A 22,880-nucleotide genomic window follows, 5' to 3' on the forward strand; every position below is an offset into this window, starting at 1 on the left:
CAACGTTCATGGGTCTCACCTCCTCGCGTGATGTCACGGTCTTCCGCACGCTATCAGCCCGATGCGCGGTCGGGCGATCGGGGGTGTCAATACGGCGGAGGTCGCGTTGTGGGGTGAGGCGTTCGTGCGGAAGAGGTAGGTGAGTGGAGTCGGGATGGGCCGAGTGGTGGACGCGGCGGGGGCGGAATGGGGCCTAATGTGCTGATATGTCCGGGTCTGTGTCCTCGGCCGCCGTGACCGGGCGGCGCATCACCGAGGTCGATATTCTGCGCGGGTTCGCGCTGTTCGGGATTCTCGTGACCAACGTGATCGTGATGACGACGTTGGTGACTCTCGGTGCGCCGGACCACGGTTCGGGGCCGTACTTCGACGGGCCGCTGGACCAGGTCACCACTGCCCTGGTGGATGGGCTGTTCCTCGGTCGGTTCTATCTGTTGTTCGCGTTCTTGTTCGGCTATTCGTTCACCCTGCAGATCGCGGCGGCCGAGCGGGCCGGGGTGTCGCCGCGGGCTCGGTTGCTGCGGCGCTGTGGTGCGCTGTTTCTGATCGGGCTGGCGCATGTGATGCTGCTGTGGTTCGGTGACATCCTCACCCTGTACGCGGGGATGTGCCTGATCCTGATCCTGCTGCGCAAGCTGCGACCGCGCACCGCACTGATCGTCGGCGCCGTGCTGTACGGCGTGTTCGCGCTGCTGAGTTTTCTGCCGCCGGGTAACGACGGGGTGGAAAGTCTCGGGCAGATCTTCGATCTGCGTCGCCTGTACGACGGATATACCGGCGGCTTCGCCGACACCTTCCACACGCAGGTGAGCGGGGCCCCGATGTGGATGCTGTTCATCTGGATCGGGCAGGGCGTGCCGAGCCTGGCGATGTTCCTCGTCGGCATGGCCGCGGGTAAGCGCCGCGTGCTGGCCGACGGCGCCTGGCTGCGCCGCTGGGCGCCGCGGCTGATGTGGGTGGGATTCGGTGTGGGAGTGCCGGTTTCGGCGGTCACCTTCGCCGACAGTGCCGGATATCTCGACATGCCGGGATTCTGGTTCGGGATGCAGGAGCTGGCCAACCCATGGATGACCTTCGCCTATATGGCGGTCATCGTGCGGCTCACCTGGTCGCGATGGGCGGGCGCGGTCGGGCGGCTCGCCCCGGCCGGTCGCATGGCGGCCAGCAACTACATCGGCCAATCGGTGGTGTTCATGCTCGTCTACACCGGGTACGGGCTCGGGCTCGCCGATGACCTCGCACCGCCCCTCATCGTCGTGATCGCACTGGTGACCTTCGCGGCGCAACTGTGGGTCAGCGACCGCTGGCTGCGCACCCACGCCTACGGCCCGGTGGAGTGGGTGTTGCGGGCGGCGACGTATCGGGCCAGGCCGCGGTGGCGGCGCGATCCGGCCCGATCGACCTAGCGGCCCAGACCGTCGATCACTTCGGCACCGGGCAGTCCCGCCAGCACCGAGCCGGAGATCAACAGTTTGCTACCGCGAATCCCGCTGCCGATCACCAGTTCCGGCGCGGCGGCCACCGCCGCATCGATCAGCAACGGCCAGTCGCCGGGCAGACCCACCGGCGTGATGCCCCCGTAGGCCATGCCGGTGAGCTCGACGGCCTGGTCCATCGGCGCGAACGACGCCTTGCGCACATCGAGACGGCGGCGCACGGTCCCGTTCACATCGGCCCGCGTCGTGGCCAGCACCAGACATGCCGCCAGCCGAGCCTCACCGCCGCGCTTGCCCGTCACCACGACACAGTTCGCCGACGCGGCGGTCGGCACTCCGTATGCCGCACAGAACGCGGCGGTATCGGCCAGTTCGGGATCGATCGCCGCCACGCCGATCCGTTCCCGATCCGGAATCTCCTGCAGTGCCTTCGCCACCGGCTCGGCCACCAGCTCCGGCCGGTCCACGGCTCGCTCGACCGACAAGGTCCCCGCAATGGTCCAGTTCACCCGACCCACGGTAGCGCCGGGGCCCAGCGTTCCCGCGAAGGGGCCGGTGGTGTCGATCGAGGCAACCATATGGACTGGGGAACAGGCGCCCCGATGCCCGGCCGTAGGCTGCAGTGCATGGTGATCGAGATATGAGTCGGGGTGTGTTGGTGACGGGTGCGTCGCGGGGGATCGGGCGGGCGATCGCAAGTGCGTTCGCCGAGAACGGGGATCGGGTTGCGGTGCACTACTCCTCGCGGCGAGAGGAGGCGGAGAAGACGCTGGCGGGGCTGGCGGGGGCCGGGCATGTGCTGGTCGGCGGGGATGTCGCGACCCCGGACGGGGCGGCCGCGGTCGTGGCGCAGGCCGTGGAGGCGTTGGACACCGTGCATGTGCTGGTCAACAATGCCGCGGTCAATCTGCCGCATCCGCTGCCGTCGACCGATTACGAACAGTGGCAGCAGGTTTGGCGCCAAACCGTCGATGTCAATCTGCTCGGTACCGCACACGTCTCCTACTGCGCGGCGCGGCACATGATCGAGCGCGGCGTGCCGGGGCGCATCGTGAACGTCGGCTCGCGCGGCGCCTTCCGCGGCGAGCCCGACCATCCCGCCTACGGCGCGACCAAGGCCGCGGCGCAGGCGATGGGCCAGTCGCTGGCGGTGTCATTGGCGCCCTACGGTATTGCGGTCGCCTCGGTCGCCCCCGGCTTCGTCGCCACCGAACGTGTCGCCGACCGTCTCACCGACGAAGTCCGCTCGCAGAGCCCCTTCGGCCGCGTCGCCGAGCCGGCCGAAATCGCCGCCGCCGTCCGCTATCTCGCCTCGGCCGAGGCCGTCTGGAGCTCCGGCGCCGTCCTCGACGTCAACGGCGCCTCGTATCTGCACTGACCCCTGGTCAGGGCCGAATCTCGTTGGCGGCGACCACCACTCGCGCGTCGTCGGCGGGAACGTGGGTGATGTTGCGCATGCGGCCATGGGTATCGCGCACCCCCGGCGGCAGGGACATCGTGTAGCGGGACAGGGCCTCGCGCAGCACGACGGTGCCCTCCATGAGGGCCAGGCTCGCGCCGATGCAGCGGCGCACCCCGCCGCCGAACGGGAACCAGGTGTTGGTGGCGACGCTGCCGTCGAGGAAGCGCTCCGGGCGGAAACGATCCGGATCCGGGTGGCGATCCGGATTGCGATGGGCCAGCACGATCGAGGTGGACACCACCGTGCCCGCCGGCAGATCCCAGCCGCACAGGGTCAGATCGCGGGTCAGCCGCCGCATGGTGCCGCCGATGACGGTGCGGCGGCGCATCGCCTCCTTGAGCACCGCCTCCACATATTTGTCGTCGCCCTCGCATGCGGCACGGCGAGCCCGCTCCTGCACCTCGGGTGCCGCCGCCAGTTCGCGGAACGCCCACGCCAGCGCCGAGGCGGTGGTTTCGTGCCCGGCCAGCAGCAGGGTGACCAGCTGATCGCGCAACTCCTCATCCGACAGCGGGGCGTCGTTCGGATTCTCCCCGGACCCGACCGCCAGCAGCCGCGACAGCACATCGGCGCGCTGATCCAGATCCGGATGCGCGCGGCGGCGGGCGATCTCGGCGAACAGCAGCTCGTCGAGCCGGGACTTGTCGTCGTAGAAGCGTTTCCACGGACCCATCCCGTGCAGCCACGACCAGGACAGACCGATGAAGACGATCGGGTCCAGCTGGATGGTGCGGCGCAGTAGCGGGGCCAGCTCGGCGCGGCGGTGCTCCTCGGTCACCCCGAAGACGACCTGCATGATCACGTCCAGGGTGAGATCGTTCATCCGGGCCAGTGCGGGCACGGTCGAACCGGGCGACCACTGGTCGATGTGCGCCTTGGCGATCGCCGCCACCAGTTCGCGGTACCCGTGTAGCGCCGAGCCGGTGAACGCCGGCATGAGCAGTCGCCGCGCGCGGGCGTGTTCGGCTTCGTCGGTCAGCAGCACCGAATGTTCGCCCATGAGCGCACCCAGCGCCCGATTGCCTTCTCCCGCGTGCAGATCCGCCGGATCGGCGGCGAAGATCTCGCGAATGTGCTCGGGCCGGGAGAACACCACCATCTGCTCGGAGAACGGCGGAGTGAATCGCAGGGTGAACACATCGCCGTAGCGGCGGCCCATGGCGGTCATGAATTGGTGACGCCGCTGCGAAAACGCGATCGTCTGGATCAGCCTCGGCAATCGAGGGCCGGGTGGATAGGTGGCTTTACCCATGGTGGTCCTCCCGAGACCGCGTCGGTGCGGCACTACGAATCGCGCGCGTGCCGTTTACGTTAGGCCGAATTCGGGGCAGGCCCAAGAGCCGAGCCGGATCAGCGCCGGGAACCATTGGGGACCACCAGGACTCGGGCACCGTCCGCGGGGACGGTGGTGATGTTGCGCAGGCGGCCGCGCTCGGGTGCGGCGCCGGGCGGCAGGGACAGGGTGTAGCGCGACAGGGCCTCGCGCAGCACGGCGGTGCCCTCCATGAGGGCGAATCCGGCGCCGATGCAGCGGCGCACCCCGCCGCCGAACGGCAGCCAGGTGTTGGCGGCGACGCTCCCGTCGAGGAAACGCTCCGGGCGGAAGGTGTCGGAATCGGGGTGGTGTGCCGGATCCTGGTGCGCCAGCACGATCGACGTGATGACGTAGGTGCCCTCCGGAAGTTCCCACCCGCCCAGGGTCATATCGCGGTTCACCCGGCGTATGGCCGCGCTGATCACGGTGCGGCGGCGCATCGCCTCCTTCAGCACCGCCTCCAGATATTTGTCGTCGCCCTCGCAGGCGGCGTGGCGGGCCCGCCGCTGCACCTCGGGGGCGGCGGCCAGTTCGTGGAACGCCCAGGCCAGCGCGGAGGAAGTGGTTTCGTGACCGGCCAGCAGCAGGGTGACCAGCTGATCGCGCAACTCCTCGTCCGACAGCGGCGCATCGGCCGGATTCTCGCCGCTGCCGACCGCCAGCAGCCGCGAGAGCACATCGGCGCGCGGATCCCGGTGCGCCTGGGCACGCCGGTGCGCGATCTCGGCATACAGCATCCGGTCCAGCTCGGCGACGGCGGCATAGAAGCGCTTCCACGGCCCGATACGGCGCAGCTGCGGTATCGCCAAGCCGTAGAACACGATCGGGTCGAGTTGAATGACGCGGCGCAACCGCGGCGCCAGCTCGGCGCGGCGGCGCTCCTCGGTCACCCCCAACACGACCTGCATGATCACGTCCAACGTGAGATCGTTCATCCGCGCCAGAGCCGGCAGCGTCGACTGCGACACCCACTCGTCGATGTGGTCCTTGGCGATCGCCGCCACCAGTTCGCGATAGCCGTGCAGCGCCGAGCCGGTGAACGCCGGCATCAGCAGCCGCCGCGCGCGGGCGTGTTCGGCCTCGTCGGTCACCAGCACCGAACGGTCACCCACGATCGGGCCGAACAGCCCATTGCCCTCCCCGGCGTGCAGATCCGCCGGATCGGCGGCGAAGATCTCGCGAATGTGCTCGGGCCGGGAGAACACCACCAGATGGCCGGCGAACGGTGGCACCAGCCGCAGCGTGAACGTATCGCCGTAGCGGCGGCGGACTCTCGCCTCGAACTGCTGTCGTCGTCGCGCGAACAACAGCGTCTGAACGAGCCTGGGCAGCCGGGGACCTGGTGGATAGCTGGCGGTCGCCATGTCGAACCTCCCACGGGCCGCGCCGCTGCGGCCAGCGATAGTGAGCGTACGTTCTAATACGATAGGCGAACCTCCGGCCGCGCGCCAGCCCCGCGCCGTTACTGGCACAAGGCGTGCGCGAGCATTGCCATCGAGTCGATTCCGCCGGAGGTGGCCGCACTTTCGGGCAGTCCGGTCACCGAGACGGTCACCGCGCGCCCCTCGGCCGTGGCGCCGGAAAACGTGAGATATCCGTAGATGCCGCCGTTGTGGCCGACATAGCGGGCACCGCAGGGCAATTGGGCGTAGCCGACACCCAGCCCGTAGGACAGCGTTGCGGCGTCATCGATGGGCACGCCGGTGAGCATCTGCCGAAGCTGTTCGGGTGCTACGACTTTCCCGTCCACCAGCGCCGCATAGAAGCGGTTCAGATCCGCGCCGGTCGACACCAGCGCCCCGGCGGCCCACGGAACCGACGGCTCGACGCGCGAGACGTCGGTACGCACGCCGTCGATGGCGGCGTACCCGTGCAGGTACGGCTCGCGTATCCCGAGCTCGCCCGGCCCCGGCATTATCGTGTCCGGCAGTCCCAAGGGCGCGAGTATGCGCTCGCGCAACTGTTCGGCATACGGGCGACCGGTGACCCGTTCGACCAGCATTCCCGCGACGATGTAATTGGTGTTGGTGTATTCGAACCGCGTTCCGGGTGCGAATTTCGCGGGAAGGCGCAATGCTGCAGCAATCTCTTCCTCGGGCGTGAATGTCCGCCCTGTCTGCGCGGCCCGGTACTCATCGATCTCCGGAACCTCGGTCAGCTCCGGCAGTCCGCTGCGATGCTGCAGGACCTGACGCACGGTGATCGCGCGGCCGTCCACCCCGTCTCCGGCGAGCACGCCGGGCAGGTAGGTCTCGACCGGCTCGTCCAGAGCGATCTTTCCCTCCGCGACGAGTTGCAGCACCATCGCGGCGGTGAATGTCTTGGTGATGCTGCCGACCCGCACGTGCTGTGGCACATCGGTGGGGATCGGGGCGCCGGCGGTATCGGCGGTGCCCGCACTCAGGGTCACCGTGCGGCCGTGATCGGTAAGCGTGGCGACCGCGCCCACACCACCGGCGCGGATCAGCCCGTCGAGGTCACCGCGGACGGCCTGGACCCGATCGGTAGGTGGCGGCGTGGAAGGGGGTGCCGTGGTGCTGCCGGAACATCCGGCCAGCACCAGGACCGCCGAGCCGAGCAGCAACGGTGTCAGGCGCATTCGTCGACACTAGAAAGGCCAACGCGCACAGCACATCCGGCACAACCCTGAGAACAACCCCTATTCGGGCATCGATCGGAGTCAGTACCCGCTGCGGCGCCCGATTTGGCATCATTTGTCCGCAAATGCTCAGCAATCGACCGTTTGGGTCATATCATTGTGCTATGCCCACACTTCGTGTTGCCGGGCGCACCGACATGTTCGCCGGTGACGCGTGGCAGGCGGCGTTCGCGATCGGCTGCGCCTCGGTGGTGCTCGGCGTGGTCATCACGGCCTGGCCGGATAAATCGGTGCGGGTCAGCGGGTTGTTGTTCGGCCTGTGCCTGTTGCTGACGGCGCTGTGGCAGCTGCTGGTCGCCTTCCGCGCCCCGATCCGGCGCGGGCTGCGAATCCTCGAAGTCGTCACCGCGATGCTGACCGTGCTGCTGGCACTGTGGTGCATGCAGAGCGGGGACTGGGTGCCGCTGCTGGCGCTGTGGGTCGGGATGGGCTGGGCGATCCACGGCATCGTGCAGGCCATCGTCGCGGTGTGGTCGGACGATCTCCCCGGCACCAGCCGTCTCGAGGTCGTCGGTCTGCTCACGCTGATCATCGGACTGGTGGTCATCGTGTGGCCGATCGAAACCATCGCCGCACTGTCGGTGCTGGTGGGTGTGTGCCTGATTCTGTTGGGCCTGCTCGACATTCGCACCGCGGCCCACATCGGCCGTCCCACCGTGGGGGAGCAGGTGGGCGTGCACGGGCTGCTGCGGTCGCAACCGGGGCGCAGCACCTGAGATCGCCCTAGGGTCGAGGCATGGCTGTCGTACACCACACCACCCTGCGCCGACCAAACTGGAACTGCTGAGCGAGTGGCTGCCCACCCGGCCCTGGTATCGCGGGCGAGAGGAAGCTCACCAGGCGCCACCGCGCCCGTTCGCGATCGAACAGGCGCATCGTGTCATGCAACTGCATGTCGCCTGCCGGGCAGCGAGATGCCCGTGCAAGGCCGCAGCGCTCCAAGCGCTGGTCGAGGCCGGCTGCGTCGTTCCCTCCACGACCAAGCCGCGGTGAGGATGGATTCGCATGCTCGATGAACGGCTGCTGTTTCCGAATGCCGAGCAGTTGCAGCGCGCTTTTCGGGGAGATACCGCGGTGTCGGCGTCTGCGGACCTGACGGGCGCTTCGTCCGCGATGATTCCGCTGCATCGCAAACGGAGTGCGGCAATCCAGCTGATGCGCCAGCCGGATCTGGTGTCCGGCAACCAATTTCGGGCTGCGGTCCGAGATTTGGTGGCCACCGAGGGCGAGCTTACGGCTCTTGCGGCGACGATCGATCGAACAGTGGCACGAATCCTCCAGGGACGTCGACGCGTCTCGGGTGTATGGCACGCCGAAACCGTCGGGATGGTCATCTCCAGGATGGCCGAGCTGTGGCTGAACTACCTCGACAGCAACCGGCATCAGGACGCGTTCTGGATCGCGCGTATCAGCGATGCCTACAACTGTCTGATCGCGGACCTGGCAACCGGCCCTAGATTACCGCCGGATATGTGAGCGGGCTTTGTCCGCACGATGGGCGCTTCCAAATCGGCTGCGCGCACGCGTTATTGGTGTGGTTCCTAACCAGAACGACCCTGCTGTTGCGGCCGGACGGCTACGTGGCGTGGGTCGGTGAAGATCAGCAGGAGCTGCTCGGCCGATTGCCCGAGTGGTTCGGCGCTGCCGTCGGCTGAGTCCGCGCGCGGGCGACGGTGGCGAACAATTCGGCGGCGCGGCGGGCGGCGGGGTTCTGCGCCATGGAATTTCGGATGGCGATGCCGATATGCCGGACGGGGGTCGGGTCGGTCAGTGCGACCGCGACCAGACCGGCGGGCAGGTGCGCGGCGGCGATCCGGGGTAAAACCGTGATTCCGATGCCCGTGGCGACGAGCGAGAGTGCGGTGTGATAGTCCGGTGCCTGGACCTGGAAGCGCGGGACGATGCCTGCCCGGGTGCAGGCATCGAGGGTGATCTGCCGGCACGACCCGTCGTGGTGCTCGTTGTCGATCCAGGCCCGGTCGCCGAGGGCGGCGAGGGGGATCTCGGTGCGCCGGGCGATCGGATCGTCGGCGCGGACCGCGACGACATAAGGGTCGGCGGCGAGCCGGTGCACCGATACGGTCGGCGATCGGCTCGCGGCGGGTTCCTCGGTGAAGATCTCGATATCGTGGCGTCCCTCGCCGACTTCGATGGTCCGCAATTCCAGTCGCAGATCGGGAAATTCGGTGCGCAGCGCGTCGACGATCGGCGGCAGCCACAGCGCGCCCACCGATGAGATATAGCCGAGGGACAGGCTGCCGACCCGGCCCGCGCGCAGGTCGTCGACGACCCCGTCGAGGCGGGCGAGCTCCTCGAACAGCGCCTCGGATGCGGCGGCGAGGGCGTGTCCGGCGGCGGTGGGGGCGATGCCTCGGCCGACCCGCTCGACCAGCTGCAGGCCGGTCTCGCGCTGCAGGGCCGCCAGCTGTTGGCTTGCCGCCGAAGGGGTGTAGCCGAGTGCCGAGGCGCTCGCTCGGATCGATCCGGTCGCGATGACTGTCCGAAGCAGTCGGAGCCGGGTGACATCGAGCATGCCGAAACTGTACAGCAGTGCTTAACGAATGTGCTTGATCGTTCGCTTGTTCTGTTCCTTCCGGATGCTCAGGATGGTCGGGTGGTCACCGAATCTCGTCCTGCAGAACTCGCCCGTTCGACGACACCGAGCGTCGACCTTCCTTCTGTCGCAGCGGTTGTGGTCGCGGTCGTGCTGTGGGCCTCGGCGTTCGTTGCGATTCGCGATATAGGACCGGCACTGTCGGCGGCGCCGATGGCACTGTTGCGGCTCGCGGTGGCAGCCGTGACGCTGACGATCCTGGTCGGTCTCAGACATCGCGGAGGGAGCCGAGTACCGCGGTCTCGCGTGCCGTGGCTGTTGATCATCGGCTATGCCGTGCTGTGGCTGGCCGGCTACACCGTCGCGCTGAACGCTGCCGAGCGGCACGTGGACGCCGGCACGGCCGCGCTGCTGGTCAATCTTGCTCCGCTGCTGGTCGCCATCGGGGCCGCGGCCCTGCTGCGCGAGGCACTGCCACCCGCATTGCTCGTCGGGGTGCTGGTGTCGCTGGCCGGTGTCGCCGCAATTGCGTTGGGCGCCACCGGACATCGTGACGGCATCGGAGTGGCCCTGTGCCTGCTGGCCGCCGTGCTGTACGCCGCCGGTGTGCTTATCCAGAAGGCCGCGCTGCGCCACGTCGATGCCCTCACCGCCATTTGGCTCGGCTGCGTCATTGCCACAGTCGTCCTGCTGCCGTGGACGCCCCAGCTGATCAGCGAACTCTCGGCCGCTCCGGCGCGCATCATCGCCGAGGGGGTCTATCTCGGAGTGTTCCCCACCGCAATAGGTTTCACCGCCTGGTCCTATGCGCTACGCCGCACCGACGCAGGCCGCCTCACCACCTCGAGCTACGCCGTGCCCGCGGTCTCGGTCCTACTGTCCTGGCTGCTGCTCGGCGAGATACCGACAGCCTGGGCACTCATCGGCGGCACAATTTGCCTTGTGGGAGTAGCAATCTCGCGCCGCCGCCCCTAGATCCTCCACCGTCACTGACGCACCCGTTCGATGGGCGGTGGCGCGCTGGATAGATGGGTGGCGGCCCAGGTTGCGATGTGGTCGATCAATTCGGCATCCACCGGGCGGCTGTATTGCGCACGGTAGGTACGCAGGGTCGCGGGGCCTGGCTCCCGGCGTAGAAGGTGGGTGAGATCGGGCATCCGGCAGATTTCGGTCGGGCCCGGGACGATCCGTGCGATGGTGTCGAGGTCGGCCGGATCGATCTGGCGGTCCTTGTCGCCGGTGATGGCGAGAACGGGCGAACGAATCGCGGCGAGGTCGGGTTTCGGGTCGTAGGCCAGGTACTCGCGCAGCCAGCCCGAGGGCCGTATCCCGTAGATCCGCCGGTTCGGGTGAGCCTTGTGCTGGGCGAACAGGCGCTCGATCTGCTCGCGGGGGGGTTCGATGGAACAGCCGGAGCGCAATGCGCACCGGCCAAGGGATTTCGTCGGGAGTCAGACCGGCTGCCCAATACGAGAAGGCACCCTCGCCCGTCTGCGCCGCACAACCGAGCAGGACTGCGACCGCGGCACCGGCGTGAGCCGCGAGCCAGGCCGCGTGCAGGGCGCCTTCGCTGTAGCCGACGACGCCGACAGGGCCGAATTCGGGCCGCCCGGAGAGCGTTTGCAGTACCACGGCCGCATCGTGGCGATGCTGGAAGAAACCGGCGTGCCAGGTGCCCGGGGTCTGCCCGGCGCCGCGGCGATCGTACCGGTAGCTGGCGATCCCTCGCGCCGCGAGAGCCGAGGCAAGCGCCTGGCCGAGCGCGATCCGGGCCGCACCGCGGTTGCCGTCGCGGTCGGTCCGGCCGGGGCAGAGCAGCATGACGGCCGGATGTGGCCCTTCGCCTTCTGGCAGCACGAGCGTTCCGGCGATGGGGATCCCATCGTCGGTCGTAATGGTGAGCGCTTGTGCGCGCGCTGGCGTCGCCATTTCGCCCCCCTAACTCCCCACTGAAGATCAAGGCGCACACAAGTATACGTATACACACTCAAGTCGACCAGGGGTACCAGTGACCGAACAGGCTGCTATCGGTAACCCCGTTTGAGCAGGTACTTGGCTCCTGCCTCGAAGCTCTCCGGGCTCAGCAGCTCGAAGCCGAATACGTCGGCGAGACGGTCGGTCGTGTTGAACGCGGTGCACACGGCCAGTGCGTCCTCGATCTGCTGGCGTGAGACGCCTGCCGACAGCACGTCCCGCATGTCCTCGGCGCCCACCTTTCCCTCGCGGGTCAGCTTGCCGAGCAGCCGTAGCGTTGCTCGCAGCCCGTCCTCGATGGGTGCCGATTCCAGGTCGGCCAGCACCGCTTGTACTTTCGTGCTGTCCTGGTAAGCCTGGCCCGCGGCGGCAGTGTGTGCACCGATGCAGAACGCGCACTCGTTCACCTTCGACACGAAGGCCGCCATCAGTTCTCGGTCGGCCACCGACCAGGCGGAAGGACCGCGCATCGCCTCGTGGGTGAACCTCTTCGCCCGAGTGCCGTAGAAGCCGGGGCGGTAGAAGACCAGCTTGGCGGCGTCCGGGACCGGCTGCCCGGAGAACATCCGAATGAGCGCGAACAGCAACTTGGTCCCGGGGCTGTAGCCGCGGTTGAGGATCTCGAGTCGCATTACACGTCCTCCGTGCCGGCGGTTGCCTCGGCCAGGGCCGCCAGTCCCGCGTCGTACAGCCGGGCGGACTCGCCGACCGCTGCGCATACCACCAGCTCGAAGATCTGGTCCTCGCTGAAGCCCGATGCCTTGGCCGCCGCGAAGTCCGCGTCGGTGACCTGCGTCGGCCGGGTGGCAACCTTGTCGATCAGCGTATCCAGGGGAGGGGGCAGACCGGCGTTGTCGAAGGCATGCGCTCGCTGCTCCCGAGATGTCTTGCCCCCACCGCTCAAAACGCGATCCACCAACGCTCGAAACGCTGCACGCTTGCTGTCCTCATCCGGCACGGCACCCTCCGCCCTCGCCAGCCCGGCTGTCTGCTCGGTCACGTACACAATAGGCGCGCGACCGAGCAGACCGTGCCGAACTCGGCGATACGGTGAAAACGCTTGCGCAATAGCCGATTACTCCGGACGAGCGAAGGTACCGGGACCGCCGGTGCGGTAGGGGTTTCCGGCTTGTTCGCAGGACGTTACCGTACGTCCATCTGGTTTTCGTTGTCGGCGTTTAACTTTGGCGTCCGACTGCTCGAGCCGATGGAGCGTGTATGCAACGGTTCCGGACCGCTGGCCGTGCTGTGGTGGTGTCTGCCTCTGTCGTGGCAGCCCTGATGTTGCCCGGGGCGGCGCGAGGCGAGCCGCCGGGGATTCCGACCGCCGAGGCCGCACGCGGCATGTTGCAGGCCCTCACGGTCTCCGGAGAAGGCACGATGAGCGGCTACTCGAGGGAGAAATTCCCTCACTGGAGCACGACATCCGGTGACTGCGACACCCGCGAAACCGTGCTGCAACGCGACGGCACCGGCGTGAAGGTCGATGCGCAATGCCGCCCCACCACCGGCACCTGGCACTCTCCCTACGACAACAAGACGGTGACCGATCCCTCCGGCGTCGACATCGATCATGTTGTCCCGCTTGCCGAGGCATGGCGGTCGGGTGCGCGCGAATGGGGCACCGCCCAGCGTGAGAAGTTCGCCAACGATCTGGCCGGTCCGCAGCTGATCGCGGTTACCGCGTCGTCCAATCGGCAGAAGGGCGATCAGGACCCGTCGCAATGGCTTCCGCCCAACCTCGCCTATCGGTGTACCTATGCGCAGATGTGGGTCGCGGTGAAGTCGGCGTGGCATCTCACCCTCCAGCGAACCGAGAAGGATGCCCTCTCGACGGTGCTGCGGAACTGCTGAGGGCTCAGCCGATGCCTTTGCCGGATCCGGCAACTAGCAATTTGCCAGTTATTTGAATTGAGAGCCCTATATCTTCGAAATGGGATCTCATGGCCGTAACATATCGCCGCCAATCCCCTCCATTTTGTTTGCTACAAGTTAGCCTGAGGTATGGCGAAGATTCTGGCATTCACCTCTCCCGCCGAAGGGCACCTTTATCCGATTACCCCCGTCCTGGCCGAGTTGGCGGCGCGTGGGCACCAGATCACGGCGGTGACCCTGCCGGGTGCCGAGGGCAGCCTGCCGCCCGGTATCGCCGTGCGACCCCTCCCGCCCGCGCTGGCGGAGGCCGAGCTCGACGATTGGGATGCGAGGGGTCGGGTCACACGTCTGCGGGCGGCCGTGCGGACACTCGTCGGACGGATGACCGACGAGGTCGAGGCCCTGCAGGCGGCAATTGCGGCGGAGGACCCGGACGCCCTGCTCATCGACGTGTCCGCCCCGGGCGCGCAGATCTATGCCGCCGCCAGCGGCCTGCCGTGGGCGTCGTGGGCGCCGATGTTGTTGCCGCTCCCGTCGCGCGGCGTGCCGCCCTACGGTCCCGGACTCGTTCCCATCCGGGGTCCGCTCGGCCGGCTCCGCGACAGCGCACTGCAGTGCGTGATCGACCACTACTGGGATGAGGTCCTGCCGGAGTTGAATCGGATGCGGGTCTGGTACGGGCTCTCTCCGCTCCGCCACACCGTCGACTACTTCCGGCAGCCGCCACTCCAGCTCAATTTCACCGCGCCGCCGTTCGATGACGTGCGCCGGGACTGGCCGGACTCGATACGGCAGATCGGCCCGGGCCTCTGGGCGCCGACGGCACCGCGACCGGACTGGCTGGACGCGATCGATCGGCCGCTCGCGCTCGTCACATGCTCGAACGAATTCCACAACGACGGCATGCTGGCCCAGGTCGCCATGGATGCGCTCGTCCGCAGCAAGCTCTACACGGTCGTCACCTCGGGGGCGATCGATCCGTCGACCTTCCGGGTGCCACCGAATGCACGCGTCGAACGGTTCCTCCCGCACCATCTGCTGCTGGACCGGGCCGCGGTCGTGGTCTCGCACGGCGGGATGGGCATTACGCAGAAGGCCTTGGCGGCCGGTGTTCCGGTGTGCGTGGTCCCGTTCGGGCGCGACCAGTACGAGGTGGCGCGCCGCGTGGTCGGCAACGAGGCCGGTGTATGGGTGTCGAAGAACAAACTGACACCGCAGCGGCTGCACGCCGGTGTGGAGGCGGCCATGGCCTGCCGTCCCGGCGCGGCTCGTGTGGCGGCCGGATTCGCCGCGGCCGGTGGGGTCACCCGCGGTGCGGATCTGCTGGAACAGCACCTGGTCCGGGTGCCGGTCGCCCGCCCGGCGCATGCGGGTTCGGGCACCGTGGGATTTCGGCCGCCCCGCAGCGCGCCGGTCATCACCGCGTCCGATAGCGAGGAATTCACGATGCCCGACGCGACCCGAGCGTCCGGCGGGGAGCTTCGGTAATCGGACGATGGTGCGTCACCATCTCCATCGGTGGTCGGATCGGCCCGGCGCGAAGCCACGCCCGGCGTGACCGATGCCACGGGGTGGGATGAATTGCGGTTACTGTCCCTGTGTCGATCTTCAACGCAGCCGCCGTTTCAGAGGGATGTCGATGTCGCTGACACGTCGAGGGTTCATCGCCGCAGCGGCGCTGGGTGCTGCGGCGGCGTCGGGGGGAAGTCCGGTCGCGCAGGCCGATGCACGGGTGGTGAATCCGGGGGAGTCGGACTATTCGATGCTGACGTTGCGCGGGTACAACCGGCGGTTCGTGGCGCAGCCGCGACGGGTGCACGTGCCCGGCGGTGCCGAGGAGGTGGGGGAGGCGGTCGCGCGGTCGGTGCGTGACAGGCTGCGGATCGCGGTGCGGTCGGGCGGGCACTGCTTCGATGATTTCGTCGACAGCGCACAGGTGATCGTGGATCTGGGGCGGATGAACGACGTCCGCTGGGACGAGCAGTATCGCGCGTTCTCCGTCGGCGCCGGAGCCGAACTCGGTGCCGTCTACACAGCGCTGGGGCGCTGGGGCGTGACCGTGCCCGCCGGAATCTGTAAAGGCGTCGGCGCGGGCGGGCACATCAGCGGCGGGGGATACGGCCCGCTGTCGCGGCGGCACGGTCTGGTGGCCGACCATCTGTACGGGGTCGAGATGGTCACCGTGGACGCCCGCGGCGACACGTCGGTGGTTGTCGCCACCGCAGACGGGCCGCATCGGGATCTGTGGTGGGCGCACACCGGCGGCGGTGGCGGGAACTTCGGTGTGGTGACCCGATTCCTGTTGCGCTCACCGGATTCCGATGGCGCCGATCCGGCCCGAGCCCTGCCCCGACCGCCCGCCACCATGCTCACCGCGCGGCTGTTCCTGCCCGTCACCACCGAGGAGTCGTTCGTCCGCTTCCTCGGCAACTACCTCGACTTCTTCTCCCGCCACCGCGATCCCGGCAACCCGTACGCGGGACTGTATGCGCCGCTGAACATCCGGCCCACCGGTACCGGGTTCGCGGAGATGCTGATCCTGCTCGACGCCGACCCGCCGGATGCACAAGCGCGCCTGGACTCCTTCATCGCCGCCGTGACCGACGGCGTGGTGCCCGGAGCGCTGATCGAGCCACCCACCCGGGCGTCCTACGCCGACACCGTCGACCAGGCCTACTACGCGAAGGCGCCGACACCGCCGCGCGTCAAGATCAAGGCGGCCTATCTGCGCCGGCCGTACACGCGCGAGCAACTGCGAATCTGCTACCGGCACATGGTCGATCCGAGCGTCATCGGCGAATCCCAGCTGGAGTTCCTGCCGTTCGGCGGTGCCATCAACGCGATCGCCCCCGGGGCCACCGCCATGCCCGCACGGGATTCGTTCATGAAGATGCTCATCCACGCCGCATGGCGGCTGCCCACCGACGACGACCACTTCATCGGCTGGGCGCGACGGATGTACCGCGAGATCTACGCCGACACCGGCGGGGTGCCGGTGCCCGACGATCGCAACAGCGGCAGCTACATCAATTACCCCGACCCCGACCTCGCCGACCCGTCATGGAACGCCTCCGCCGTGCCGTGGCATGCTTTCTATTACGGCTCCGGATATCCCCGCCTGCAGCAGGTGAAGGCGGCTTGGGACCCGAATGATGTATTCCGTCACCGGTTGTCGATCGAACTACCGTGAGGCGCCGGACTCAGGTCAGCGCCAGCACTCGGCAGGGGCCGCCGGTGCCACCGGAGTGTTTGGGTGCGCCGACCACGACGGTGGCTCCGGTCGCAGGCACCGCCGCGAGGTTGGCCAGCATCTCCACGCCGTAGCGGCCCGCGCCGAGAAATGCTGTGTGCGCACCGAAGTCGCGGCTCGACGAATGGTCCAGGCTCAGGGTGTCCACTCCGGCACCGACGATATTGCGCTGTGTCACAAGGAATTTCGCGGCATCCGCGGCGAACCCGGGAGCGTGCGGAGTGCCACCCGCGTCGAGGTTGAGGAATGCGGCCGGGGCGGCCAGCCGCCGCTCCCATCCCGAATACATCGCCACGAAGGCCCGTTCGGGGATGCGGCCGTGCCGGGCCTCGAAGGCGTCGATATCGGCCACGGTCACCATCGTGTCGGCGTCGGAGGCGGCGCGGGCGCTGATATCGAGCACGATCAGCGGGGCGACCAGATCCTGCGCGGGCAGCTTGTCCACGCTGATGCCGCCGGGATCACGGTGGATCGGCGCGTCCACATGGGTGCCGGTGTGCTCCCAGAGCGCCAGCGCCTGACGATTGAATCCGCCGACCGCGTGCCAGCCCACCGGAATCGTCGCGAACGGCGGATTGCCCGGCCACACCGGCAACTCCGGGCTCAGGGTATGGGTCAGATCCACCACCGATCCGCTGCGCGCGGACGCCGGTGCCGCCACCGGAACCGCCGCGGCGACCACACCGAGCGCACCGAACAGGCCACGCCGCGACAGCCGTGCCGCGTGGACGGCACTGTCGTGGGCCATACGGACGATGCGGGGTGCGCACATATCCGCTGCAGCATACGTCGTGATCACACCGAATCGGCCCGGCGACGCGCGAATCCGGCTAGCCTGCCCGCATGGGGAGTTCCGAGGCGGCACGGCTGTGCGAGGTCACCGGGGTGCGGCGAGAAGCCGTGGACGCGCTCGGCGCGCTCGACGACCGCCACTATGCGTTCCTGTGCGAAGCCTTCGAGAATGCGCGCGACACCCGCGAACGCGAACTGAGCCGAGCGATAGACAAGGGGCTGACCATGGTCCCGGGCCTGGTGCGCCCGATGGTGCGGCGCATCCTGTTCTCGTAGGGGGGATCCGACGATGACGAATCTCGAGGCGCGCGCCGAAGTGATCAAATTGGCGCGGGAACTGCTGGTGGAGCCCGGCGAGTTGAGGTTTCTGGAAGATGCTGCGCCCGAGGCGATCCGCACCTTCCGCAAGGACGTCCACCGCCGACTCGACGCACCGCACCGGCCGATGTTCCAGCGGCTGGCCCGGGTGAGCGCGCTGGTGCCCGGTCCCTTGGCGGTGCGCATCGCGATGCGCTTCTACGGGCCGATGTTCGTGGGCATGGTCGCCACCGAGGTGCCCCCCGAGCGGGCTGTCGGGCTCATCGGCCACGTGCCGACGCAGTTCCTCGCCGACGCGACACCGTATGTCGACCCCGATGCGGCCGGACCCATCCTGCACGGGCTCCCGACCGAGACCATGATCCCGACCATGCTGGAGCTGTTGCGCCGCAAGGACTATGTGACGCTGGCCCGGTTCGTCGCCGCCGCGTCCGACGAGCTGATCTTCGAGGTCCTGCCGCATATCGAATCGGGCGAGGATCTGCTGCTGATCGGCTTCAACGCCGAGGTCGCCGACGTCGCCGGACGATTCGACACCATCCTGGGTGCGTTGCCGCCCGACCGGCTGCGCAGCCTCGTCCAAGCCGCCGTGGACACCGACCGCTTCGTGGAGACCCTCACCATCCTGCAGTTCCTGCGCGCCCCGACCCTCACCCGCATCGCCGACACCACCGCCGACATGGGCCCGCAGGTGATGACCGCGCTCGTCGAAGCCGCGCATCGCGAGAACGCCTGGGCCGAACTGATTCCGGTCGCCGCGGCGATGTCGGGGGACCGGCTGGAGAAATTCGCGGCACTCGATGTCTGGACCGAGGAAGCGCTCACCGGCGTGGTCCGTGCGGCCGCGAGTCACGACCTGTGGGCCGAATTCGTTCCCCTGGCCGCGGCCACACCCGACGAGCGGTTGCGTATTCTCGCCGAACTCCCGGTCTGGCACGAGATCGATAGCGCACCATTGTTGTCGGCCATCGAGGCCGCCGACGCCCAGGCCGATCTCGCGGTCCTGGTGTCGGCGTTGCCTCGGTAGCCCGGGTTCTACCTATTTCAGCGAATGCCTCCATCAGTGTCGGAAGCGCATTGTTCGACTGTCAATGGGATGTGGCCGACGATAGCCGTACCGATCGGATCGCGTCGTCAAACGTGAAGAATCCGACAAGAGATCGAGTGTGGCGGCGCACTAGTGTGATCGGGGAAGCTCGACCGGAAGGAGCGCCGCCATGGGTAAGGTCCACCCGCACATCGACGATACGCTGCGCAGATTCATCGGGGAGCAGCCGATGTTCTTCGTGGCGACCGCACCCTCACACGGCGGGCGTGTCAACGTGTCGCCGAAGGGTTATCGGGATACCTTCGCCGTCCTCGACGATCACACGGTCGCCTATCTCGACCTGTTCGGCAGCGGTGTCGAGACGATTTCGCACCTGCGGGAGAATGGTCGCATCACCATTATGTTCTGCTCGTTCACCCGTAATTCGAAAATTCTGCGCCTGCAGGGCACCGGTCGCGTGGTGCGCCCCGACGATGCGGAATTCGCCGGACTGCGAAACCATTTCGGGACCGAACACCCGGGTGTGCGGGCGGTGATCGTCGTGGATGTCGAGCGGATCGCCGACTCCTGCGGTTACAGCGTCCCGTATATGGAACTCGTCGACGAGCGCCCGGTGTTGGACAAGTCGCACGCCCGGAAATCCGACGACGACTTCGCTCGCCGCATCGCCGGAGACAATGCGGCGAGCATCGACGCCCTGCCCGGCCTGGAACAGGATCATCCGCTGCCGTCCTCGGTAGTCCAGGCGCCGGAATCAGAAACCGTGTGAGCGCATCCAGTCGAGCAGCCGATCCAGCCACGTGCGGCAGGGCAGGTCCGGCTCGGCCTCCGCGAATCCGTGGCGGCCACGCTCGTAGACGTGCATTTCCACCGGCCGCCCCGCGGCCAGCCAACTGCGGTGCAGCGCAAGGTTGTCGGCGACGAGATTCTCACCCTCGTCGTCGGCGGCGAAGCACAAGAACAGCGGGGGAGCGTCGGCGGGAACCCGATAGTCCAACCACACGGGCGGGTAGACGGGAGCGGCGAAGTCGGGCCGGGAGGCGCTGTCGTAACCGGTGGCGGCGGCGAGGGCGAGTTGCCCACCGCCGGAGAAGCCCAGGATCCCGATGCGATGCGGGTCGATCCCGAACTCGTCGGCACGTTCTCGGACCACCCGCACGGCCCGCCGCGCGTCCGGGGCGGCGACAGGGGCGTGGGCCTTGATCTCGTCCATGGTGTGCAGTGCCGCCCACTTCCCCACGAAGTCCTCGTCGAGCACGGGGGTGGGCAGCAGCCGGTAGCGCAGTACGAAGACCGTGATGCCTCGGTCGACAAGCCGATCGGTGAGCTCGGTGGCGTCGACGAGGGTCATATAACTGCCGCCCGGGCACACGATCATCGCGGTGCCCGTCGCCCGGAACGGGTCGGGGCGGTGGACGCTGAGTGCGGGTTGGGTCACGTTGCGCAGCACCCGCAGATCGCGGTGCTGCCCGATCTCCGGGATCACCGTGACCTGACCGTAGGGTGCGGGATCGCGCAGCGGCGAGGGTGCATCGGCCGACAGCGGAATGAGGTCGTCGACAAGGGGTTTCATCGGAGGCTCCCGGAATGATCAAGCACGGTGACGGCCCCGGTGTCGCCGTCGACGGTGACGTGCTGGCCGGTCTGGATCCGCGCCGTCGCGTCGCCGGTGCCGAGGACCGCGGGAATGTGGTACTCGCGGGCAACGATCGAGCTGTGGCTGAGCGCGCCGCCGACATCGGTGACCACGGCCGAGGCGAGCGCGAACAACGGTGTCCACGCCGGGGTGGTCATCTTCGCGATCAGGACGTCACCCGGCCGCATGGTGTCGAATTCGCTGGGGTCGTGAATGATTCGCGCAGAGCCGGTGGCCTTACCGGGGCTTCCCGGAGTGCCGGTGATCGCCTCGTCCGCGTCACGCTCGGCGCTGCGGGCGAATTCGATGCCCAGAATCTTGTTGCCGCCCTTCACCGGGAGCACGTGGGGCACCGGCATGGCCCGCTGTGCCTGCCAGAGAGCGCGCCGCTCGGCGACGACGCTGTGCGAATCACCCGGTGTCGCACCGGTATCCAGCGCCTGGGCCGCCGACTCGAGTTCGGGCAGCCGCAACCAATACACGTCATCGGAGGACTCGATCGCCCCGGCACTCACCAGTCGCCGCCCGATCTCGCCCAGCATCCGCCGCACCGCGGGCCAGCCCGCACCCACATCGGCGAGGGCATCCTCGCGCCGCGGTGCCGCGGCCTGCGCCCAGGACAGCAGCCGTAGCGCCGCCGCCCGTCGCACACCCGGCCGTTTCCGCTCGAGGACCCGCACCGCCTTCTCCCGCGCCTTGGCCGCATTCTGTTGGCGCACACGTGGATCGGGGGCGTCGTCGGTGAGGAAGAAATTCAGGGTCTGCAGCAGCGCCGCCGGGTTTTCCCCGGGGAGAGGTTTGGCGAAGTCGAGGTCGTAAACCATATCCCCGAAGGCGGCCAGATGCTCGCGCAGCCGCCGCTGGAACTCCGTCCATCCGGTGTTGCTGTCGCGGACATCCAGCAGGTGCTCTCGCTCCTCGCCCGACAGGGCGGTGAGGCGTTCGGCCAAGCCCGGCTGGGTGCGCACCCAGCGCGCGAGATCGTAGAGCGACTGTTCGGCGCGGATCGGTTTGCTGTCGAAACCCAGCAGGAACACCGTCGCGGGCGGATCGTCGCCGTGGCGAAGGGTGTTGTAGGCCTTGGTGAACAGGGACTCGCTGGTGTAGGCGGCGGGCAGCACACCGCTCTGGATGGTCAGGTAGTACTCGGCGGCCTCGTCGACGAGGTGCCGCACGCCGCCCAGCAGCCGCTGGGCCGGTGTGTCGGTGACGTCGACGGCCTGCCAGTGCGAGGCCGTCCTGCGGTAGCTTTCCCGGGCCGCGCGCCAGCGCACGGGCGCGGTGCGGAACGACTGCGGCAGCGTCCGCACGACGAACGGTGGTGATGCGACCAGCATCCGGGCCAGCAGCGCAGGCGTGTAGTTCACGTTGTAATAGCCGTACCCGTTGATGACCGCCAGCGGATCGTCGAAGTAGGGCAGCCCGATCTCGCGATAGTGCTCGAGGGTGGCGCGCTCCCACGCCGGGATGCCGAGCGTGGCGAACAGCGGCGACAGCGGATCGGGCAGCAACTCCATGACGCTGCCGCGCACGTACTTGCCATGCGGGTCGGGCAGCTCCCACGACAGCTCGGGCACCGGGGGAGCGGCATCGGGCAGCGCGGTGACCGGGCGGGCCTGCACGATGAACACCTGCCCGTCGTGCAGCGCCCACTCGATATCCATCGGCCGCTCGTAGAGCTGCTCGATACGCAGTGCGAGACGGGCGAGTTCGAGGGCAGCGCCGGCGCTCAGGGCGGGCTCGCGCCGCCGATCGTCGGGCACGTCCTGTTCGCGAGTGCCGTCGGGGGTGCGCACGGTCATGGTTCGCTTGTCGGCGATGTCCTGGCGCACGATCGCGCCCTCGTCCTTGGCCACCACGATGGTGTCGGGGGTGACCTGGCCGCCCACGACCGCCTCGCCCAGCCCCCAGGCCGCATTGATCAGCACCCGGTCGCGGGCGCCGGTCACCGGGTCGGCGGTGAAGGCGATACCGGCCGCCTCGGCGGGCACGAGCTGCTGCACCACCACCGCCAGCGCGATCTCGTCGGCGGCGATGCGGTGGCGGGCGCGGTAGCCGATGGCGCGCGCGGTCCACAGCGACGCCCAGCAGCGCTTCACCGCCTGCAGAACCGCCTCGGCCCCACGAATATTGAGGTAGCTCTCCTGCTGGCCGGCGAACGAATTGTCCGGTAGATCCTCGGCGGTGGCCGAAGAGCGCACGGCGACGGCCACATCCCCCAGCTGTTGATAGGACTCCTCGACCGCCTCCGCGACATCCTGCGGAATCGGTTGTGCCGCAATCAGGTCCGCGATGGCCTCGGCGACCGAGTCCCAGGTCTCGGGACGGTCGGGCTCGGCCTGCCGGGCAGCGGCGAGGATCCGCTCGTGCAGGCCGTCATCGGCGACGAAGCGTCGATAGGCGGACGTCGTCACGTGAAATCCGGGAGGTACGGGCAGATCGGCGGCGGCCAGGCGGGCGAGCGAACTGCCCTTGCCGCCCGCGACCGCCAGCGTGGCCGCCGCATCGGCCAACGGTAGCGCATACGAATCATGCCGGGATGCAGTGCGTTTCATCAGGTT

The 22,880-nt window shown here is 68.3% G+C and carries 21 protein-coding genes and 3 pseudogenes; 12 read left to right on the forward strand and 12 right to left on the reverse strand.

Annotated features, from left to right (window positions below; translation table 11 throughout):
* The first annotated feature begins 206 nt into the window (after positions 1-206).
* Positions 207-1,406 carry a DUF418 domain-containing protein gene (locus IU452_RS06205; RefSeq protein WP_195107911.1) on the forward strand — a complete coding sequence of 400 codons (1,200 nt, stop codon included), beginning with the start codon at positions 207-209 and terminating at the stop codon, positions 1,404-1,406.
* On the opposite strand, the gene IU452_RS06210 is transcribed toward IU452_RS06205, so the two are convergent.
* Complete coding sequence (locus IU452_RS06210) at positions 1,403-2,014, reverse strand: YbaK/EbsC family protein (RefSeq protein ID WP_195107912.1); 612 nt, start codon at positions 2,012-2,014, stop codon at positions 1,403-1,405. The two genes, IU452_RS06205 and IU452_RS06210, sit on opposite strands and share 4 nt — an antisense overlap.
* Before the next feature lie 62 nt (positions 2,015-2,076).
* Between IU452_RS06210 and IU452_RS06215 the strand changes: the two genes are divergently transcribed.
* Entirely contained in the window at positions 2,077-2,814 is a 738-nt protein-coding gene (locus IU452_RS06215) for an SDR family NAD(P)-dependent oxidoreductase (RefSeq protein ID WP_195107913.1), read from the forward strand.
* A 7-nt stretch (positions 2,815-2,821) separates the two neighbouring features.
* Here the strand turns inward: IU452_RS06215 and IU452_RS06220 are convergent, their stop codons facing one another.
* From IU452_RS06220 to IU452_RS06230, 3 genes are all read right to left on the reverse strand, one after another.
* Positions 2,822-4,150, reverse strand: coding sequence for a cytochrome P450 (locus IU452_RS06220; protein ID WP_195107914.1), 1,329 nt, complete (start codon positions 4,148-4,150; stop codon positions 2,822-2,824).
* A 98-nt stretch (positions 4,151-4,248) separates the two neighbouring features.
* The gene (locus IU452_RS06225; RefSeq protein ID WP_195107915.1) at positions 4,249-5,577 is read right to left on the reverse strand and encodes a cytochrome P450; all 1,329 of its coding nucleotides are present in this window, start codon (positions 5,575-5,577) and stop codon (positions 4,249-4,251) included.
* Positions 5,578-5,675: 98 nt separating this feature from the next.
* Complete coding sequence (locus IU452_RS06230; protein ID WP_195107916.1) at positions 5,676-6,812, reverse strand: serine hydrolase domain-containing protein; 1,137 nt, start codon at positions 6,810-6,812, stop codon at positions 5,676-5,678.
* A gap of 164 nt (positions 6,813-6,976) precedes the next feature.
* Here IU452_RS06230 and IU452_RS06235 point away from each other — a divergent pair, with 164 nt between their 5' ends.
* The 3 genes and pseudogenes from IU452_RS06235 to IU452_RS39135 form a co-directional block, all read left to right on the forward strand.
* Complete coding sequence (locus IU452_RS06235) at positions 6,977-7,588, forward strand: DUF308 domain-containing protein (RefSeq protein ID WP_195107917.1); 612 nt, start codon at positions 6,977-6,979, stop codon at positions 7,586-7,588.
* A gap of 289 nt (positions 7,589-7,877) precedes the next feature.
* Positions 7,878-8,348 (forward strand): hypothetical protein, encoded by a 471-nt coding sequence (locus IU452_RS06240; protein ID WP_195107918.1) that lies wholly within the window; start codon positions 7,878-7,880, stop codon positions 8,346-8,348.
* Positions 8,349-8,428: 80 nt separating this feature from the next.
* Positions 8,429-8,527 (forward strand): annotated as a pseudogene (locus IU452_RS39135) (hypothetical protein); the annotation flags it as partial.
* Positions 8,528-8,556: 29 nt separating this feature from the next.
* On the opposite strand, the pseudogene IU452_RS06245 reads toward IU452_RS39135, so the two are convergent.
* Positions 8,557-9,405 (reverse strand): annotated as a pseudogene (locus IU452_RS06245) (LysR family transcriptional regulator); the annotation flags it as partial.
* 81 nt (positions 9,406-9,486) lie between these two features.
* Here IU452_RS06245 and IU452_RS06250 point away from each other — a divergent pair.
* Entirely contained in the window at positions 9,487-10,401 is a 915-nt protein-coding gene (locus IU452_RS06250; RefSeq protein ID WP_324192465.1) for a DMT family transporter, read from the forward strand.
* 11 nt (positions 10,402-10,412) lie between these two features.
* Here IU452_RS06250 and IU452_RS37945 read toward each other — a convergent pair whose 3' ends face one another.
* The 4 genes and pseudogenes from IU452_RS37945 to IU452_RS06265 form a co-directional block, all read right to left on the reverse strand.
* Positions 10,413-10,847 carry a hypothetical protein gene (locus tag IU452_RS37945; RefSeq protein ID WP_228816696.1) on the reverse strand — a complete coding sequence of 145 codons (435 nt, stop codon included), beginning with the start codon at positions 10,845-10,847 and terminating at the stop codon, positions 10,413-10,415.
* 25 nt (positions 10,848-10,872) lie between these two features.
* A pseudogene (locus tag IU452_RS39425) lies at positions 10,873-11,355 on the reverse strand (alpha/beta hydrolase family protein); the annotation flags it as partial.
* Positions 11,356-11,450: 95 nt separating this feature from the next.
* A complete protein-coding gene (locus tag IU452_RS06260) occupies positions 11,451-12,032 on the reverse strand; it encodes a carboxymuconolactone decarboxylase family protein (protein WP_195107921.1) in 582 nt (193 codons plus the stop codon).
* Entirely contained in the window at positions 12,032-12,400 is a 369-nt protein-coding gene (locus IU452_RS06265; protein WP_324192466.1) for a hypothetical protein, read from the reverse strand. Before IU452_RS06265 ends, IU452_RS06260 begins: the two co-directional genes overlap by 1 nt.
* A gap of 254 nt (positions 12,401-12,654) precedes the next feature.
* Between IU452_RS06265 and IU452_RS06270 the strand changes: the two genes are divergently transcribed.
* The 3 genes from IU452_RS06270 to IU452_RS06280 all read left to right on the forward strand — a co-directional run bounded on the left by IU452_RS06270 (position 12,655) and on the right by IU452_RS06280 (position 16,465).
* The gene (locus IU452_RS06270) at positions 12,655-13,254 is read left to right on the forward strand and encodes an HNH endonuclease family protein (RefSeq protein ID WP_324192467.1); all 600 of its coding nucleotides are present in this window, start codon (positions 12,655-12,657) and stop codon (positions 13,252-13,254) included.
* A 150-nt stretch (positions 13,255-13,404) separates the two neighbouring features.
* Positions 13,405-14,763, forward strand: coding sequence for a glycosyltransferase (locus tag IU452_RS06275; RefSeq protein ID WP_195107922.1), 1,359 nt, complete (start codon positions 13,405-13,407; stop codon positions 14,761-14,763).
* A gap of 151 nt (positions 14,764-14,914) precedes the next feature.
* Positions 14,915-16,465 (forward strand): FAD-binding oxidoreductase, encoded by a 1,551-nt coding sequence (locus IU452_RS06280; RefSeq protein WP_195107923.1) that lies wholly within the window; start codon positions 14,915-14,917, stop codon positions 16,463-16,465.
* 10 nt (positions 16,466-16,475) lie between these two features.
* Here the strand turns inward: IU452_RS06280 and IU452_RS06285 are convergent, their stop codons facing one another.
* Positions 16,476-17,297, reverse strand: coding sequence for a cyclase family protein (locus IU452_RS06285; protein ID WP_195107924.1), 822 nt, complete (start codon positions 17,295-17,297; stop codon positions 16,476-16,478).
* Positions 17,298-17,368: 71 nt separating this feature from the next.
* On the opposite strand from IU452_RS06285, the gene IU452_RS06290 reads away from it, so the two are divergent.
* The 3 genes from IU452_RS06290 (at position 17,369) to IU452_RS06300 (ending at position 19,452) form a co-directional block, all read left to right on the forward strand.
* Positions 17,369-17,593, forward strand: a complete 225-nt coding sequence (locus IU452_RS06290; protein ID WP_195107925.1) for a hypothetical protein — start codon at positions 17,369-17,371, stop codon at positions 17,591-17,593.
* Positions 17,594-17,606: 13 nt separating this feature from the next.
* On the forward strand, positions 17,607-18,662 hold the full coding sequence (locus tag IU452_RS06295; RefSeq protein WP_195107926.1) for a hypothetical protein: 1,056 nt from the start codon (positions 17,607-17,609) through the stop codon (positions 18,660-18,662).
* Between the two features lie 190 nt (positions 18,663-18,852).
* Positions 18,853-19,452 (forward strand): pyridoxamine 5'-phosphate oxidase family protein, encoded by a 600-nt coding sequence (locus tag IU452_RS06300; RefSeq protein WP_195107927.1) that lies wholly within the window; start codon positions 18,853-18,855, stop codon positions 19,450-19,452.
* On the opposite strand, the gene IU452_RS06305 is transcribed toward IU452_RS06300, so the two are convergent.
* Positions 19,438-20,256, reverse strand: coding sequence for an alpha/beta hydrolase (locus tag IU452_RS06305; protein WP_195107928.1), 819 nt, complete (start codon positions 20,254-20,256; stop codon positions 19,438-19,440). The two genes, IU452_RS06300 and IU452_RS06305, sit on opposite strands and share 15 nt — an antisense overlap.
* Positions 20,253-22,874 (reverse strand): PEP/pyruvate-binding domain-containing protein, encoded by a 2,622-nt coding sequence (locus tag IU452_RS06310; protein ID WP_195107929.1) that lies wholly within the window; start codon positions 22,872-22,874, stop codon positions 20,253-20,255. The genes IU452_RS06305 and IU452_RS06310 overlap by 4 nt, the downstream gene beginning before the upstream one ends.
* Positions 22,875-22,880: the final 6 nt, after the last annotated feature.

Origin of the sequence: Nocardia transvalensis (assembly GCF_015477765.1) — a bacterium.
Classification (GTDB): Bacteria; Actinomycetota; Actinomycetes; order Mycobacteriales; family Mycobacteriaceae; genus Nocardia; species Nocardia transvalensis_A.